The 17,087-nt window shown below is 38.2% G+C and carries 17 protein-coding genes and 1 pseudogene; 8 read left to right on the forward strand and 10 right to left on the reverse strand.

The features are described 5' to 3' along the window. The first annotated feature begins 368 nt into the window (after positions 1 to 368). Genes Q9M50_06860 through alaS form a run of 5 tightly spaced genes read left to right on the forward strand, consistent with a single transcriptional unit; the run spans position 369 to position 9,266 of the window. Positions 369 to 5,276 (forward strand): alpha-2-macroglobulin, encoded by a 4,908-nt coding sequence (locus Q9M50_06860; protein ID MDQ7090351.1) that lies wholly within the window; start codon positions 369 to 371, stop codon positions 5,274 to 5,276. A gap of 10 nt (positions 5,277 to 5,286) precedes the next feature. Beyond that, entirely contained in the window at positions 5,287 to 5,865 is a 579-nt protein-coding gene (locus Q9M50_06865) for a Uma2 family endonuclease (protein MDQ7090352.1), read from the forward strand. 9 nt (positions 5,866 to 5,874) lie between these two features. Beyond that, complete coding sequence (locus Q9M50_06870) at positions 5,875 to 6,165, forward strand: nucleotidyltransferase domain-containing protein (protein ID MDQ7090353.1); 291 nt, start codon at positions 5,875 to 5,877, stop codon at positions 6,163 to 6,165. Further along, the gene (locus tag Q9M50_06875; protein ID MDQ7090354.1) at positions 6,147 to 6,629 is read left to right on the forward strand and encodes a nucleotidyltransferase substrate binding protein; all 483 of its coding nucleotides are present in this window, start codon (positions 6,147 to 6,149) and stop codon (positions 6,627 to 6,629) included. The genes Q9M50_06870 and Q9M50_06875 overlap by 19 nt, the downstream gene beginning before the upstream one ends. Before the next feature lie 21 nt (positions 6,630 to 6,650). Then, entirely contained in the window at positions 6,651 to 9,266 is a 2,616-nt protein-coding gene (gene alaS / locus Q9M50_06880; GenBank protein MDQ7090355.1) for an alanine--tRNA ligase, read from the forward strand. 24 nt (positions 9,267 to 9,290) lie between these two features. On the opposite strand, the gene Q9M50_06885 is transcribed toward alaS, so the two are convergent. The 4 genes from Q9M50_06885 to Q9M50_06900 form a co-directional block, all read right to left on the reverse strand. Beyond that, positions 9,291 to 9,956: a DUF6399 domain-containing protein gene (locus Q9M50_06885; protein MDQ7090356.1), complete on the reverse strand. Its 666-nt coding sequence runs from the start codon at positions 9,954 to 9,956 to the stop codon at positions 9,291 to 9,293. Next, entirely contained in the window at positions 9,950 to 10,456 is a 507-nt protein-coding gene (locus Q9M50_06890; protein ID MDQ7090357.1) for a hypothetical protein, read from the reverse strand. The genes Q9M50_06885 and Q9M50_06890 overlap by 7 nt, the downstream gene beginning before the upstream one ends. Further along, positions 10,453 to 10,791: a hypothetical protein gene (locus tag Q9M50_06895; GenBank protein MDQ7090358.1), complete on the reverse strand. Its 339-nt coding sequence runs from the start codon at positions 10,789 to 10,791 to the stop codon at positions 10,453 to 10,455. The genes Q9M50_06890 and Q9M50_06895 overlap by 4 nt, the downstream gene beginning before the upstream one ends. Positions 10,792 to 10,945: 154 nt before the next feature. Next, positions 10,946 to 11,125: a hypothetical protein gene (locus Q9M50_06900; protein ID MDQ7090359.1), complete on the reverse strand. Its 180-nt coding sequence runs from the start codon at positions 11,123 to 11,125 to the stop codon at positions 10,946 to 10,948. 189 nt (positions 11,126 to 11,314) lie between these two features. Between Q9M50_06900 and Q9M50_06905 the strand changes: the two genes are divergently transcribed. Further along, on the forward strand, positions 11,315 to 11,569 hold the full coding sequence (locus Q9M50_06905) for a BrnA antitoxin family protein (protein ID MDQ7090360.1): 255 nt from the start codon (positions 11,315 to 11,317) through the stop codon (positions 11,567 to 11,569). A gap of 221 nt (positions 11,570 to 11,790) precedes the next feature. On the opposite strand, the gene Q9M50_06910 is transcribed toward Q9M50_06905, so the two are convergent. Next, positions 11,791 to 11,994, reverse strand: coding sequence for a hypothetical protein (locus tag Q9M50_06910; protein ID MDQ7090361.1), 204 nt, complete (start codon positions 11,992 to 11,994; stop codon positions 11,791 to 11,793). Between the two features lie 127 nt (positions 11,995 to 12,121). Between Q9M50_06910 and Q9M50_06915 the strand changes: the two genes are divergently transcribed. Then, positions 12,122 to 12,979 (forward strand): transposase, encoded by an 858-nt coding sequence (locus Q9M50_06915; protein ID MDQ7090362.1) that lies wholly within the window; start codon positions 12,122 to 12,124, stop codon positions 12,977 to 12,979. 221 nt (positions 12,980 to 13,200) lie between these two features. Here the strand turns inward: Q9M50_06915 and Q9M50_06920 are convergent, their stop codons facing one another. From Q9M50_06920 to Q9M50_06935, 4 genes are all read right to left on the reverse strand, one after another. Further along, positions 13,201 to 13,425 (reverse strand): DUF1326 domain-containing protein, encoded by a 225-nt coding sequence (locus Q9M50_06920; GenBank protein MDQ7090363.1) that lies wholly within the window; start codon positions 13,423 to 13,425, stop codon positions 13,201 to 13,203. 22 nt (positions 13,426 to 13,447) lie between these two features. Beyond that, on the reverse strand, positions 13,448 to 14,188 hold the full coding sequence (locus Q9M50_06925; GenBank protein MDQ7090364.1) for an SDR family NAD(P)-dependent oxidoreductase: 741 nt from the start codon (positions 14,186 to 14,188) through the stop codon (positions 13,448 to 13,450). Beyond that, a complete protein-coding gene (locus Q9M50_06930; protein ID MDQ7090365.1) occupies positions 14,188 to 14,766 on the reverse strand; it encodes a carbonic anhydrase in 579 nt (192 codons plus the stop codon). Before Q9M50_06930 ends, Q9M50_06925 begins: the two co-directional genes overlap by 1 nt. A gap of 68 nt (positions 14,767 to 14,834) precedes the next feature. Continuing rightward, entirely contained in the window at positions 14,835 to 15,491 is a 657-nt protein-coding gene (locus tag Q9M50_06935) for a DUF938 domain-containing protein (protein MDQ7090366.1), read from the reverse strand. Between the two features lie 192 nt (positions 15,492 to 15,683). Here Q9M50_06935 and Q9M50_06940 point away from each other — a divergent pair. Beyond that, a pseudogene (locus Q9M50_06940) lies at positions 15,684 to 16,052 on the forward strand (methanogen output domain 1-containing protein). On the opposite strand, the gene Q9M50_06945 reads toward Q9M50_06940, so the two are convergent. Beyond that, a complete protein-coding gene (locus Q9M50_06945; protein MDQ7090367.1) occupies positions 16,051 to 16,803 on the reverse strand; it encodes a DDE-type integrase/transposase/recombinase in 753 nt (250 codons plus the stop codon). The pseudogene Q9M50_06940 and the gene Q9M50_06945 overlap by 2 nt on opposite strands. Between the last annotated feature and the right edge of the window lie 284 nt (positions 16,804 to 17,087).

A 17,087-nucleotide genomic window follows, 5' to 3' on the forward strand; every position in this document is an offset into this window, starting at 1 on the left:
AGAAACGACTGTATTTTAAGTTGATTTCTTTTTTCCTAATAACCGCTAATAACACATCAATAAACGACGATTTTTACCCCTATTTACGATAAATTTAACCGTATTTTTACCGATAACATCATCTTCCAACACGTAGTATTTTAATCGACACACCTGCCTCTTATTTTTCACCTAAACTTAATCATAGTCATCACTTTAGACCCCCATTAAAAAATCCTAACCTGACTTACAATGAAATATTTCCCACTCAAAGTGAATAGGTTATACTGCCTCTTTATTAAGTCAAGCGTGTCTATTTACCGTGAACATTGAGCCTTGACTAAACAGCTTTTCCATACAATTAGCTCTTTATTTAAGTGAGAAGACTCATGAATAATATCATTTCTGCTTTATTACTCTGCCTTGTTGTATTTGTCAGTGGCTGTGATTCCAACTCAAATTCAACCGATGTAACAGCCTCAAAATCAAAGCCCTTTGATTTAAAAATAGCGCAACAGCATTATGCAGGAATTGATTTAACCATTGCCGATATTAGTGAGCAAAATTATAACAAAGGCTCCGCATTAGCCGTAACACTCACCGTTCCGCTCAACCCAGCCGAAGACTTCCAAGATTTTTTTAAAGTCAGTGATAAAAAAGGACAAGCCATCACGGGAAGCTGGGAGCTTTCAAAAAGTGGCCTCGTGGTTTATTTTCCAACCATTGAACCGTCAAGTGAATATACAGTTGATGTTTTGGGCGGGTTAACCGCAGCAACGGATAAACCATTAGCTCAAGCCACCACTAAAAAAATTAAAACCCGAAAAATGCAGCCGCAATTGCGTTTTGCCAGTAAAGGCTCTGTCTTACCTGCAAAATTAGCCAAAGGCCTTCCTGTTGTCGTCACTAATATTGATGCCATTGATGTTAAATTTTATCGAATTAAAAGCGATAAAATGAATCATTTTTTAAATGAATGGCGCGGACGCGCACAGCAATCTAATTATGAATTACAAAAATACCTGCCTTTTATGGATCTTAGCTATACAGGACGCTTTGATTTAAATCCTCCTAAAAATACCCGCCACAGTACCTATTTAGATTTAGCGGACATTGATGCCTTAAAACAGCCAGGCATTTATTTAGCCACCATGAAAAAAGCGGCTAACTTTAAAGATGAATACCAAGTGACTTATTTTGTGGTCAGTGATTTAGGGCTTCATGCACGAATGTTTCACGATAAATTAAGCGTACAAATAAGTTCATTAACCACAGGAAAAGCGGTTTCTGACGTAGCGTTAACGTTATTCGATAATAATGAAAAAGAATTAGCAAAAACTAAAACCGATTCAGCGGGACAAGCACATTTTGGCAGTCATCACAAAGCAGAATTATTGATTGCACGAGATAACGATCATATTTCAATTTTAAAATTAAATTCACCCGCCCTAGATTTATCGGAATTTAAAGTCGAAGGGCGTGAACAAAAACCGATTGAGATTTTTACCTACAGTCCTCGAGATATTTATCGCCCTGGTGAAACCATTACGTTTAGTGCCATTCTACGCAATGCCGATGCGAAAGCGATTAAATATCCCCCTATCAATGCAGTGATAAAACGCGCAGACGGTCAAAAAATTAAATACTTTACATGGCATCCTCAAGCGGATAGCCAAGGTTATTATCAAACGGATTATCAATTACCCGATAATGCGATGACAGGTAATTGGACACTAGAGTTAGAAACCGCAGGTAAAACCTATCATGCCTATAAATTCAAAGTAGAAGCGTTTTTACCTGAGCGGATGGAGTTATTACTGGGTCAACAACCGCCGCGTGATAACTGGACAACGGGTAATTCCGCCTTAAAAATTCCCGTTTCAGGGCAATACCTCTATGACGCACCCGCCGCTAATAATCGCTTAAGTACCAAGGTGATTATTAAACAAAATCGCCAACCGATTAAAGCCTTAAAAGATTATTATTTTGGCTTAGAAGATGAGAAATCCAAGGTTAAGTTTTATGAGTTAGCGGATATTAATTTAGATGAAAAAGGCTTGGCAACCTTAAACGTCCCTTCACGTTGGAAAAAAGTTAAAAATAGTCCGATGTCTATTAAGGTCATTAATAGTTTATTTGAAACAGGCGGGCGACCTGTCACCCGTTCGATTAATTTTACCTCATGGCCTCAAAAAACTTTACTCGGCATTCGTCCCCAAACACCGCTTACCGATATTCCTGATAGCACGGAAATTAAATTTGATGTCGTTAAAGCCACCGTAGAAGGAACGTTACAAGGAGACAGCGAAATTGTCGCCAAACTAATCAAAGAACAACGTGATTATTACTGGGAATATTCCTATTCAGAAGGCTGGCATTCGGAACATACGGCAAAAAACTATCAGGTTTTTGAAAAACGTTTAACTTTAGACCCTAAAAAAGCCGTGACGTTAACCGTGCCAGTGGAATGGGGATCGTATCTTTTAGTGATTGAAGACGCTAAAACAGGCCAAAAAAGTTCAGTGCGTTTTTATGCAGGCAGTGGCTGGCATGAAACTGAGATTAATCAATCGGCTCGCCCAGAACGGGTTGTAATTGAATTAGATAAAAAGAATTACCACGCGGGTGAAAAGGTCAAACTCAAAGTAACCCCACCTTATACGGGCAATGGTTTTATTAGTGTTGAAAGTGGTGATGAACAATTATGGTTTAAACGCGTTAACGTCCCTGCGGAAGGGTTGAAAATAGAGATTCCTGTTAAAAAAGAATGGGCGCGGCATGATCTCTATATTTCTTCGGTGGTCTTTAGAGCAGGCGATGCCAAAGAGAAAATTACCCCGAATCGAGCCGTCGGTATTGTTCATTTACCGTTAAACCGTGATAATCGTCAGCTTAAAGTCAGTATTGATGCCCCCACGGGAGAAATTCGCCCTGAAACAACGTTAATAAGTACCGTAAAAATTGCAAATTCAAAAGCGGGACAAAAAAACTATGTGACCTTAGCCGCTGTCGATGTCGGCGTATTAAATATTACTAATTATAAAACCCCCGATCCTTTCAAATGGTTTTTTGAACCACGACGCTATAAGGTCGATCAACGGGATATTTATAATCGAATTATTGAATTAGTTGATGGCGGAGTCACAAAAGCCCGTTTTGGAGGGGATGCAGATAAACATGCAGGCGGAGCGCGACCTGATTCAGAAATAAAAATTGTGTCGTTATTTAGTGGCTTAGTTGAAACCGATGCTCAAGGACAGGCACAGATTAAATTAGACATTCCTGATTTTAATGGGCGTTTACGATTAATGGCGATAGCTTTTAATGATGAACAATTTGGAGCAGCCGATACTGAAGTCACCATTGCCGCCCCTGTGATTGCCGAAATTTCCTTACCTCGATTTTTAGCCGCAGGGGATAAAGCGGAATTAACGTTAGATTTACGCAATCAAAGTGGGGAACAGCAAACCTTAAATGTAAAATTTTCAGCCACATCACCTATCACTTTAGTCGATAATAAACCGCTAACAATTACCTTAAACGACAAACAAAAAAACGTATTACGGTTACCTATTATCGCGGGAAATAGTTTGGGGCAATCATTAATTACCCTGCACTTAAATAATGCTCAAGGCGCAAAGGAATTAATTAAATTTAAACGGGAATGGCGATTAGGCACACGTCCTGCTTATCCTGCAACAGCATCCATTCAACGGCGATTAATTAAAGCAGGCGAGTCGGTTGCTATCACCCCGAATTTAAATCAATTATTAATAGAGTCGGCCACCGCGCAACTTAACATTTCAGCGAATCCCCCGATTGCGATAAAAAGTCATTTAAAACAGTTATTGCAATATCCTTATGGCTGTCTTGAACAAACGATTAGCAGCACCTACCCGTGGTTATCCGTTAATAGCCAAACGATTAACGAATGGGGCTTATCTAAAGTATTAATTAATAATAAACCGCTTAATATTAAAGATAAAGCGCGGACTATTGAGCGTAGTATTAGTCGAATAGCAGGAATGCAACGCAGTAATGGCGGCTTTGGTTTATGGTCAAATAACGATCGTGAAGAGCATTGGCTCACCGCTTATGCCGTTGATTTCTTATTGGATGCGAAAGATGAAGGTGCGAGTGTTCCGCAAGAAATGTTGGATAAAGCCCTCAAACGGCTTACGGAATATTTGAATCAACGCGGTAATATGTACGGGCAAGGCTATAGTCAATACCCCAAACATGCGAGTTTTGCTTATAAATCGTATGCGGCTTATGTATTATCGCGGGTAAATCGCGCCCCTTTAGGAACATTACGCACCTTATACGATCATCATTATAAAGAAGTAAAATCAGGTCTCCCTTTAACTCATTTAGGAATTGCCTTATTTAATCAAGGCGATCAAATCAAAGGGAAACAAGCCATTCAGTTGGGAATCAATAAACCGCGTAATGATTATTTTTATTTAGGCGATTATGGCAGTCGATTGCGGGATTTAACCTTAATTAATTATTTATTAAATAAACATCCCGTTGCCCCTAAATTAGTGGCTGGTTTAATTTTTCAATTAGGGGATGAATTAGCCCATCGAGATTATTTAAGTACTCAAGAAAGAAACGCATTATTTAGAACAGGGGTGTTATTAAAAAGCAAACCTCAGCAAGCATGGCAAGGAAATTTAGTCTTAGACGCGAGTGAGACGATATTGAAGCAAAAGGGAACTTATCATAAAAACTTTCAAGGTGATAAAATACCCCAAACGGTGACCTTTAACTCACAAGCGACCCTTCCTTTATATATGCGCTATGGGGTTCAAGCTTATCCGCGTACCGCCCCTGCGATGCAAATGGACACGATTCAAGTTGAGCGTAATTATTACACGCTTCAAGGCAAGCGTGTTGAGCTTAAGCAAGTCAAGAGTGGTGATGTTTTTGTTGTACATCTTAATGTAACCGCCAAAAAACGGATTAAAGATGCGTTAATTATTGATTTAATCCCCGCAGGCTTTGAAATTGAAAATCAAAACCTTGAAAATAATTTAAAAATTGATCGTTTTAAAATTGGCAATGAAACTATTTTAAAAATGCAAAGTTACAGTCGAGTCAGCTATGAACAGTATTTAGATGATCGTTATATTGCTGCAATTGACTTAGGTAAAAACCGTTCACGCCATGTATTTTATTTGATGAGAGCGGTGACCAAAGGTAATTTTGTTAATCCCCCGCCTTATGTTGAAGATATGTATCGTCCTTATATTCGAGGAATCGGGCGAACCTTTAATAATGTAGATATTTTTTAGGAAAAAAAAGATGAGTGCGGTAATGATGGAAAAACGCTATTCTATCGAAGACTATTTAGCTTTAGAAGATAAAGCAGATTCTAAAAGTGAATATTACGAGGGGGAAATTTTTCCAACGGCAGGCGGAACTTTAAATCATAATCAAATAAGTATTAACCTTTGTATTATTTTAGGAATCGCCTTTAAAAAACGTGATTTTCGAGTTTTTGCAGGCGATGTTAAATTACATATTCCAGCGACGAATAGTTTTACTTACCCCGATGTTTTAGTGATTAACGGAGAACCCAGTTATTGGCAAAATCGTCGAGATACGATAGATAAATCTGAGTTAATTATTGAAATTTTATCAGACAGTACAAAAGATTATGATCGAGCAGGAAAGTTTGAAAATTACCGAAGTTTACCTGAGTTACATGATTATATTTTAATTAGCCAAGATAAAGTTCACATCGAGCATTTTGAAAAACAAGCGTTTAACCAATGGTTATTAACGGAATATAAATTATTAGACGACTCATTGAAACTCGTTCAAATTGAAGAAAGGATGAGTCTCGGTGATATTTATGACAAAATTGTATTTGAAAAATAGAAACCACTTGTGAGATTAAAAACAGAGGACATTAAAATAATAAAAACATTAACCGCCACTTTTTTCGGAGAAACGAGTTCTGTTTTTTTGTTTGGCAGTCGAGTCGATGACCATAAAAAAGGCGGTGATATTGATTTATACATTGAAGTCGATGATAAGCATGATCTTTTTGAACGAAAGATAAAATTTTTAGCCCGATTAAAACGTGCTATAGGCGATCAAAAAATTGATCTCGTCTTTAATGAAGATAGCTCACGACTCATCGAACAGGAAATAAAAAAATGGGCAATCAAGCTTTAATTTATAAAGAAAAATTTGAAAAAAACCTTAAAGAAGCCGCGATACATTTACAACGTATTAATGAAGCGTTTGAAGAGTTATCCATTAACTATTCATTTCCAATCGAAACTGAGGATTTTTTGAAAATTCTAGTTAATAGAAATGAGTTAGCCTTTGCCGATCAAATTATCTATCGTTTTTCAAAAACACAAGATAGTATGGGGGCAAAATTATTCAAGAGCTTCGTTCAATACCAAGGCGAAAATATAAACCGTCCTTTTTTAGATATTCTAAATTCATTGGAAAAATTAGATATTTTAGACGTGGAAAAATGGTTTGAATTAAGAGAAATTAGAAATGAAATTGCTCATGATTACGAAGAAAATGAATTACTGGCTAAAACTATCCTCAATAATATTTATCGCTATAAAGAAGAATTAAACACTATTTTAAACATGCTTGAACAACAAATAAATAATACTTAAACCTTAACGCTTTTAGACATCATGAAAACAAATATAACCAGTGCCGCCGTACGAGCTGCTTTTTTAGACTTTTTTCAACAACATGGACACACGGTTGAGCCAAGTAGCTCTTTAGTGCCAGTAAATGACCCCACGCTATTATTTACTAATGCGGGCATGGTTCCTTTTAAAGATGTCTTTTTAGGTCGAGAACAGAGAAACTTTGTACGCGCAGCCTCTAGCCAGCGTTGTGTACGTGCAGGTGGCAAGCATAATGATTTAGAAAATGTCGGTTATACCGCACGTCATCATACGTTTTTTGAAATGCTAGGTAACTTTAGTTTTGGTGATTATTTCAAAGAAGAAGCGATACATTTTGCATGGCAATTTTTAACCGTAGAGCTAAAGATTCCTGCGGAAAAATTATGGGTCACTGTCTTTGAAGAAGATGCCGATACGGAACAAATTTGGTTAGAAAAAATAGGTGTTGATCCTTCACGCTTATCTAAAATTGGCGCAAAAGATAATTTTTGGTCAATGGGTGAGACAGGGCCTTGTGGTCCTTGTAGTGAAATATTCTACGATCATGGCGAAACGATTGCAGGCGGGCCTCCAGGAACTCCCGAAGAAGAGGGCGACCGTTATATTGAAATTTGGAACTTAGTCTTTATGCAATATAACCGCGATCAAGACGGGGTTTTACATCCGTTACCGAAACCTTCTGTGGATACAGGCATGGGCTTGGAGCGCGTCACGGCGATTTTACAAGGGGTGCATAATAATTATGAGATTGATTTATTTCAAGGTTTATTGAAAGTTGCGGCAAAATTAGCCAATACCGAGGATTTAAGTTTAAGTTCTTTACGAGTGATTGCCGATCATATTCGTTCGTGTGCCTTTTTAATTGTTGATGAAGTGATGCCTTCCAATGAAGGGCGGGGTTATGTATTAAGACGAATTATTCGCCGTGCAATTCGTCATGGTTATCGTTTAGGGATTCGTGAGATTTTCTTTTATAAACTCGTTGCGCCCTTAGTTGATGAAATGGGCGCGGCTTATCCTGAATTGGCGAAAGCTCAAGCACAGGTTGAACGAATTTTGAAAAAAGAAGAACAACGTTTTGCCGAGACTTTAGAACAAGGTATGAAAGTTTTGGAAGCCTGTATTTTAAAAATGCACGACAGCGTAATTCCAGGTGACACCGCTTTTTTACTTTATGACACCTATGGATTTCCGTTAGACCTAACCGCTGATTTTGCCCGTGAAAATAACTTAACCGTCGATCATGCCGCCTTTGAAATTGCGATGAATAAGCAACGAGAACGTGCAAGAGGCGCGAGTAGTTTTAAGGTTGCTTACGATCACGAAATTGAACATGACAGTCAAACTGAATTTACAGGTTATCAATCGTTAACGAATGAAGCGAATATTCTCGGTTTATTTAATCAAGGGAACGCTGTTGATTGTCTACAAACCAATAATGAAGGGGTTTTATTGTTAGACAAAACGCCGTTTTATGGTGAGTCGGGCGGACAAGTCGGTGATAACGGTTTAATTGAAGTAGAGGGCGGCATTTTTAAAGTCACGGATACCCAAAAACAAGCAGGCACGTTATTTTTACATCAAGGCAAAGTCATTTCAGGTGAGCTAAAACAAGGACAATCCTGTCATGCAAGCGTTAATAGTGATCCTCGAAAAGCGACCGAATTAAACCATTCAGCCACTCATTTATTACATGCCGCATTAAGACAAGTTTTAGGGGAGCATGTGACTCAGAAAGGCTCATTAGTGAATCCTAAACAATTACGTTTTGATTTTTCACATTTTGAGCCGATGACTAAGGATGAAATAAGCCATGTTGAAAAATTAGTTAATCAACAAATACGCTTAAATCATTTGGTTTCAGCTAACATCATGCCTAAAGCCGCTGCTATGGAAGCAGGCGCGATGGCGTTGTTTGGTGAAAAATATGGTGATGAGGTACGGGTTTTAAAAATGGGTGAATTTTCCACCGAGCTTTGTGGAGGCACCCATGTTGAACGGACAGGGGAAATAGGTTTTTGTAAAATCACCTCTGAAACAGGCGTTGCCGCAGGGGTACGTCGTTTGGAAGCGGTGACAGGTCAAGCAGGATTTGATTGGGTTCATGCAAATAATCAAGCGTTAACGCAGGTCGCGCAGTTATTAAAAAGTTCGCCTGAAAAGGTTGAAAGTAAAGTTCAGCAGTTATTAGAAAAACATAAATTGTTAGAAAAAGAACTTGAGCGTTTACAAGCGAAGCTAGCGAGTTCAGCGGGGGATGAGTTAAGTTCTCAGGCGGTTGAGATTAATGGCATTAAGGTTTTGGCGGTTGAATTGAAAGAGGTTGATCCCAAAGCGATGCGTGGAATGGTGGATCAATTAAAAAATAAACTCGGTAAATCGGCGATTATTTTAGCCACGGTGACGGGTGATAAAGTGAGTTTGATTGCTGGGGTTTCAAAAGCGGAAACTAAGCAACTTAAAGCGGGTGATTTGGTTAATTTTATCGCGCAACAAGTTGGGGGGAAAGGCGGTGGTCGTCCTGATATGGCACAAGCGGGGGGGAATAATCCTGCGGCTTTGTCGGGTGCTTTGAAGCAAGTTCCAGAGTGGGTTAAGTTACAACTTAGCCATTAAATCATCTAAAAAGGGGCTACCAATTTAAGACGGGACATCCAGCAATTTCAAAGGGTTAGAAAACACACGCTTTCGACTATTTCTAGGAAGCGGTAACTCGCCCATTTCATTCAGTAGCCATGAAAACAAGTCTGGAAACTCGGTATCAAATAAACGCATGGCGGCGGTTGTGCCATCCTCACGTTTGATTCCGTAGTTATGAATGACCGTCAACGCGTTTAATCGCTTTTTATTCAAACCTCGCCCATTGCGATACATTTGCGATAAACAGCCATTTCGCCCTTCCACCGCAGATGAACTGCGTTGAAACTGCCTTGCCATATGCTCCGCCAATGTTAGCCATCGCTGCATTTCACTGATTGATAACTTTGCACTAAATGGGTCTGATTTGAGCTTATCAGACGCGGTTTCCCAAGCTTTTCGATAGTTTTCCTTTGACCTGCGGCTTTTAGTTTGTTCCATTTTCTGATGCCAATAAACAACGGGTAATAATGTTGTGGTCAACCAATATTCGGTATCCGCATCAAGCCCCAAATTTTGCAAGGTTTCGCGTACCCAAAGCCACCAAAAACTGATGGATACCGCTAACGGTTTTATTTGATTACGAAACTTTTTCATCACGCCTTTATGATCGTTAATCCCTTGTTTTTCCGCTATTTTTTCAAAGGCTCGCGCTCTTAACTCTAGCAACTTCTCAACCTGTTCCGCATCGTTTCTACGACTATCATTGAGTGAAAAAGGATGAACTTCATCCGCAATCCCTTGTAAGTTTTCGTGATAATCTGTTTGTATTTTTTGGCTTCTTCAAGCTCTTTTTCAGCCGTTATCCGTGTTGTTTTAAGTCCAATAATTTTCTGCATCGTTGCCGTTTTAGAAACAGTAGACTCTGCGGTTTGCGCTGCTTGCCGCTGTTTTTCAGCCCTTGCTGCACGCCTGCCGATTTTCGCGCCTAACCAGCGACTCATATCTTGTTGAGCATGAAAAATATCTGCCCCCGATTCGCACTTAAACCCCGTCACTGCCATTTTTATCAACGCCTTAGCGCGATCACTAATCGCATGATTAACCTCAATGCCTAATGATTCTAATCGTGGCGAAACCTTTTTATACCAAGTATCGTAGCACCTATCATCGCTAATATCTTCCAACAAAAGATAGCCAGAACGTAAGTCCATTAAAACTAAAATCATAAAGTTGCCGAAAAAGTCTCATCCAGCCCAGCAACAACTTTACGTGTTTGTTTTTTCACACTTTTTCGCATTCTTGCTGAAACTGCAGGCAATAAGACTTCCATTTTATTGATTTGAGTCCGCAGTGCGTCGGGTGATACGCCCACATGGGTGTCAATCCGTATCATTTTAAAAAACAGCGATAAAGTCTCTGCACCTACGCCTGCCTTTAATCCAAAGACATACAAGGCGGAAAACACCATTAATCTTTGCCAAGAACTACCTGCCTCGGTTTCCCATAATGATGATTCAGGATGTCGATTTCGCTTTGTTTGCGCTTGACGATGACGATGCACACTGCTTTTTGAGCGACCAACAATTGAAGCTAAGTTACGAACAGTTTGCTTGCCTGTTGTTGTAATTTCAGCGATAATTGCGTGACTAGCTGCGCGTATTTTCTGTGTTGTTCTGTTTTTTTAGTCATTAACCTATGATACAAGAATATCGCAGTTAGTTCTTTATTTTGTCCCGTCTTAAGTTGGTAGCCTTTTCATGTTTTTCTTTTTGATCTTCAATAAGGGTCTTTTCAAATAGAGATAATAGTAAAATAAAATGTTCTGTTTTTAATCCTGTTAAAGCTCTTAACTGTCTATCATCATAAATTCTTGGTAAAATTTCTTTTATTTTCATGTTATACTTTTATTTTTATTTTTTATAGAAATTTATTATAAAGCTTATTTATTATTTTTAATAATTTAATTTAAAGTTTATTTATTAGGCTGTATCAACTGATTGTGAGTGTTATCAAGTATATATAAGCAATTGATTTTAATATGTTTTATTTAGAAGAACAAGTCTAATATTACAAAGGGTTGAGTTATGAGTGAAGATTTCAGTAAAGGAAAACGTGGCTCAGTAGTTCCCTCTGACCCAAATAAAGTGCGAATTACTATTCGCCTAGATGCTGATATTATTAACCATTTCAAAGCATTAGTTAATAATTCAGGGGGTGAAAATTACCAAACACTTATCAATGAGGCTTTACGAGAGCATATTCAAGCCCACAATGAATCATTAGAAATAACACTGCGAAAAATAATTCGTGATGAATTAAAATTAATAAAGGTAGCGTAAAAAACATAAGTCGAATAGCCGCCCCACCTCTCGGTGGGGAAGCCCTCTAACAGTGATAATAAAATCATCCGCATAACGAATCACATTAATCTTGTGTGAACGCTTCTCATGAATGTTCTTGTACATGCAACTTTCCAGACCATCCAAACACAGATTTGCCAACAAAGGCGAAATAATTCCCACTTTTTTATATGAAATATTGATCAACACTTCGGACAGTTTTAATGCGAGATAACCCCGAAGCTACAAAGCTCCTCGTATTGAGAAGAGCATTTTATTAAACTCAGGTCTACCCCAGAGTTTAATAAAATACGTTCAATCGATAACTCATTGAAAAATCTAGTCTTCCAGCTACCGATTGAAATTGGTTTTCGTTTAGGACTTAAAAGTCGGTCATGCCATTTAATCAAATTTAGCGCAGTCAACACTTCGGACAGTTTTAAAAGTAGAGGAAATCTTCAATTCATAGGAAAATGTAGTTTCTAAAGCAACAATTTCCTGAAAAGAAGATTTCCATGCAACTAATAGAAACGATTTTAGAAAAAATGTCTAGTGGTTCTAAACCACCGTTACAATGAGTTATCAGAAAAAACCTATCGTCGATGGTTTAATAAAAAGTTAGATTTTCTTAAATTTAATCAGGTAGGTAATAATGAAATTCTTTCAACGTCGGGACAAAAAATAGCGGCTTTAGAGTGTAGCTTTGTTAACAAAAGTGGTGAAAAAACTTACGGTTTAGCTAAGTTTTGGGATTCTAAACAAAAGTTTACCCATGGCGTGATCGCTAAAGGTTACCATCAAATTGGAAAATTACGTTATGATGCTAATTTACGTTTACTCTACGAAGGTGTGCAAAAAGAAAAAGGTCGCCATAAATGTTATGACAGTAAGTGGATTGTGGGTGAGACGAGAAAATTAGAATTAGCAGGTAAACAGGGTGGTGTTAAGATTTATACAGCAATCGTTAATTCTGTCTCATTGAAATGTAATATTCGCATCGCTTATTTAGTTAAAACAACGTCACAAGGTACACGTTATGCCTTGTTGTTTTCAACAGATACAGAGATTGATGCAATGACACTTTATAATTATTACAAGGCACGGTTTCAGATTGAATTTCTATTTCGTGATGCTAAACAATTTACAGGACTTTGTGATTGCCAAGCACGTTCTGAACCTGCTTTACACAGCCATTTTAAGGCACGTTTTACTGCGCTAAATTTGATTAAATGGCATGACCGACTTTTAAGTCCTAAACGAAAACCAATTTCAATCGGTAGCTGGAAGACTAGATTTTTCAATGAGTTATTGATTAAACGTATTTTTTCAAACTCTGGGGTAGACCTGAGTTTAATAAAATGCTCTTCTCAATACGAGGAGCTTTGTAGCTTCGGGGTTATCTCGCATTAAAACTGTCCGAAGTGTTGTTAAATAAGTTAAGTCTTTAAGAGGACACTTAAAATGAGTATCAATAATATGGCAAACATCAGATATAGGCTGGCCAATTATGTCATTTACATTTAGTTTAAAAGCCATACGGTATTCCTTAAATTAATTTATAACGCCCAAATCACTTGACGTAAAAAGGGGCCGAAATTTTGCGACTGCAATTGTTTTGTTGAATTGACACGTCAAGCAGAGCTTGAGGGTAGGCGTTCCCAAGTTGGAGCTTGGGAGGCTAAGGCGACATTTAAACCATCAAGTGCGACTTCGTTTAAATGTCCTGTGTCAATATGCCACACAATGAGCAATTTACAATCACCTTCGGTTGATTCTTTAAACCAGACGCAAGGACACGCGGCTTCGCAGTTACAACTTTCAAAATAACTGCCTTTTAGAATCCAATCATCTGTCATTTAGGCTCTCCTATCAAAAAATTTAAAACACTTCTTTAAAGGGTCGTAGATCAATTTCATGTGTCCACGCGCTAGGATGTTGTTGATGGATCATCCAATAGGTTTTAGCGATTTCTTCACGCTGTAACAAGCCCTCTTTACCTTTCGTAGCAACATAATCAGGAAATTGTTCAACCGCGACATCGCCATCAATAACGCCATCAATAATGGCATGAAGCACATGAACTCCTTGGGGTGAAAATTCCCGAGCGACCCCTTGTGCTAAAGCTCTTAATGCAAATTTAGCCGAAGAAAATGCAGTAAACGGCGGTTTTGCTCTTAATGAGGCGGTTGCGCCTGTAAAGATAAGAGTACTGGGATGATTGCTCATACTCAGCATAGAATCAAGCATCGCTTTAGCAAATAAAAAGGCTCCAAAACAACTTTGTTGCCATAGCGCAGTAAAGGTATCCGCTTCTGTTTCTAGTAACGGCGAAGGAATGTTACTGGCGACATTATAAACCGCAATTTCCACGTTACCGCCTTCAAGCTTTACGACCTCAGATAAATGCTTTATATCCTGCTCACTAGTTGCATCCGCAACCACCGTTGTCACCGAGCCATTTTTAGCTTCAATGACGGCGGCGACTTTGTTAAGCTTATTTTCTGAGCGACCGGCGATGATGACGTGTAACCCTTGCGCTGAAAAGTGATCGGCGAGTGTAGCGCCCAGACCACGTTCTGACCCAACCCCAATGATAACGGCTAAACATTTCCCCTCCATTAGCTAGCTCGACCCACTTCAGTTGCTGTAGGCACTTCAATTAATTGACCTGATTTAACATCATAAATATAACCATAAACAGGAATATCATCAGGCACTAACGCATGAGATTTAATCCGAATAACATCTTCGGTCACACTTTTAGCTTGATCTTTAATCGTTAACCAATCTATATATTTACCTTCATCAGAACAAGGGCCTTCACAGCAATCATGCCAACCGCTCGCATCAACCGAGGCCGTTTTTAAACTGCTGCCTAATAAATCACGCATAATATCATCAGTAAAGGTTTCCATACCGCAATCAGTATGGTGAATAACAAACCATTCGCGTGTTCCTAATAATTTATAAGAAATCACTAACGAACGAATCGCATCATCACTTGCGCGTCCGCCTGCATTACGAATTACATGAGCATCCCCTTCCGATAACCCTGCATATTTAGCAGGATCCAAACGCGCATCCATACAGGTTAAAATCGCAAAATGCCGTCCAGGAGGCATGGGTAAATCCCCTTTATCAAATTCTGCGGCATAATTGCGATTTGCTAATAAGACTTCATTTAGTACTTTACTCATAGTGGTTTCCTCATTATGGATAGGTTTTATTATGGTTACAATCGCGGCGATTAGTCACCGTCTTTTACTTATATTTTGGCAAAAATTAATGAAAAATTATTCGATGGCATATCAATTTTTTCTTTTAATTCCAAACCCTGCTTTTGAGCGGCTGTATTTAAGTCAGCAACATCTTTTAAGCCCCATTCATCAACTCCAGCAGAAGCTAAAGTATTATGAAAGGCTTGATTCGATTTTGTGCTAAAAGTTCCTTCAATTTTAAAAGGCCCATAGATTAACAAAAAACCTTCTTTAGTCAAAAGTTTAGATGCGCATTCCATTATACCATCCGCGATCGAAACAGGGGCAACCTGAAAAATATTAATACAAAAGATTGATGCAAAGGAATGAGGTTTGCCTTTAACATTAAGCCACGTTTCAGGGTCGGTTAAATCTAAATGAACAGGATCCGCAATATTATCGTTGCCCTGTTCGACAGAAAGTTGTTTGATATTATCAAAAACGTCTTGATCTCTGTCCGTTGGATGAAAATGTAAGTATTCAAAATGCGGAGCAAAATAATTAACATGCATTCCACTGCCACTGGCAAGTTCTAAAACCTGCCCTTCATCGGTTGGAAATTTGTCTTTTAATACACCTAATAGTGGCTCACGATTGCGATTTCCTGCCCAAGCAACATATTCACTGAGAGGATGTGGGTCTAAAGCGGGCTTATCATTACTCATGATTTTTTCCTGTGGTTGTAAAAATTAGAGAACATAAAGGAGGGTTAAACATTCCTTTCATTAACCTAATGCAACAGTTATGCCAAAATAAACAAAACAAAAAACACTGTAGATACAATAACTTATATTTTTGTTTTTTTAATAAAAAGAAGTTATACTTCACTTTATGAAATTAAACTTCACACTCTAGCCATGACTCAACCTTCTTTATCTGATTTAACGCCAATATTTTTTTTACAAACGATTATTTTGGAATTAATGCACGCGAGTGAACAACAAGGACAAAAACATTGTGAACAATTAATTGAACACATTGCAACGACGGCAAGCTGTTTTTTTGAAGAAACCTATCGCAATCAAAAGGGGAATCAACAGCAACTTGACCGTGAACACTATATTGAATTAATTTTAGGCTTAAAAAATAATATTGGCGGCAGTTTTTCTTTAAGTTCTTGTAACCAAGATGTGATTAAAGTAACTAATTGCCAATGTCCTTTTGGTGAACGCGTTAATCAATTTCCTGAGCTTTGTGGAATGACCTCCAGTGTATTTGGTGGTGTCAATTCTCACCACGTTGTTCCAATTTTTCAAAAGCATTAGCTCTAAACTCATCAGGCGAAATCTTGAATAATTCAGGTTTAGTTTTAAACCAACTTTCCATAGCTTCGTAGGGAGTTCTGACTTTCAACTCTCTTCTTAGGCTTCCGTGTCTTCGTGTAAAAAGATAATATAGCAAAAACTTATTTAAACTTTCTTTGAGTTCTCCTATATTTTGATACTCTTCTACTTTAATTGTAGCATTTTTGATAGTACCATTCACTCTCTCTACCATTCCGTTGGTTGCAGGAGTATGTGGAGCTGTTAGTCTATGGTCTATATTGTCCTCACTGCACTCCTTATCAAATTTATGATTACCACTGACTACTCCTTTTCCTCTTGCCCATTTATCTGTGAACTCTAGTCCATTGTCTGTGAGTATATGAGAGAGATAAAAAGGAAAGAACTCTTTACACTCTGCTAGAAATGATACTGCATTATCAGCTGTCTTATTTTTATATACCTTGTAGTACATAAGCCGTGTAGCCCTATCTATGGCGACAAAGAGGTAATATTTGATTCCTTCTAGCTTTGGCATATAGGTGACATCTATATGGAGATACCCAGGTTCATATTCTTTAAACTTCTTTGCTTTCGCTTTTTTCTCTTCTGGAACTTGACTGATACTTTGTGCTTTTAATGTTCTGCTAACATTACTTCTATTTGCTTTTGGTATCACTGGAACTACAGTATCCACTACATCATCTAAGCTCATCCATGTTGTTGTTCTAACAAGCTCTATAAGCCTTTTTTCCAGTGGGTTAAGGGCATAGTGTATCGTATGAGGTATTGAGCTATCATCATCTGTAAAGTCTCTACCTCTCCACTTTGTAATTGTCTTCTGGCTTACTGAGAATTTTTCTGCTAACTCACTACTCTTTAATGCTGAGTTTTGTATAATAGCTCTTGAATGCTTGTTCAACCTCGCATTCGAGTGATAGACTTGTGACATATAAATCCTTTTTTCTGAAAGATTTCGTATGGTATCAAGCTATTGCT

The organism is Methylococcales bacterium, from assembly GCA_030949405.1.
Taxonomy (GTDB): domain Bacteria; phylum Pseudomonadota; class Gammaproteobacteria; order Methylococcales; family Methylomonadaceae; genus WTBX01.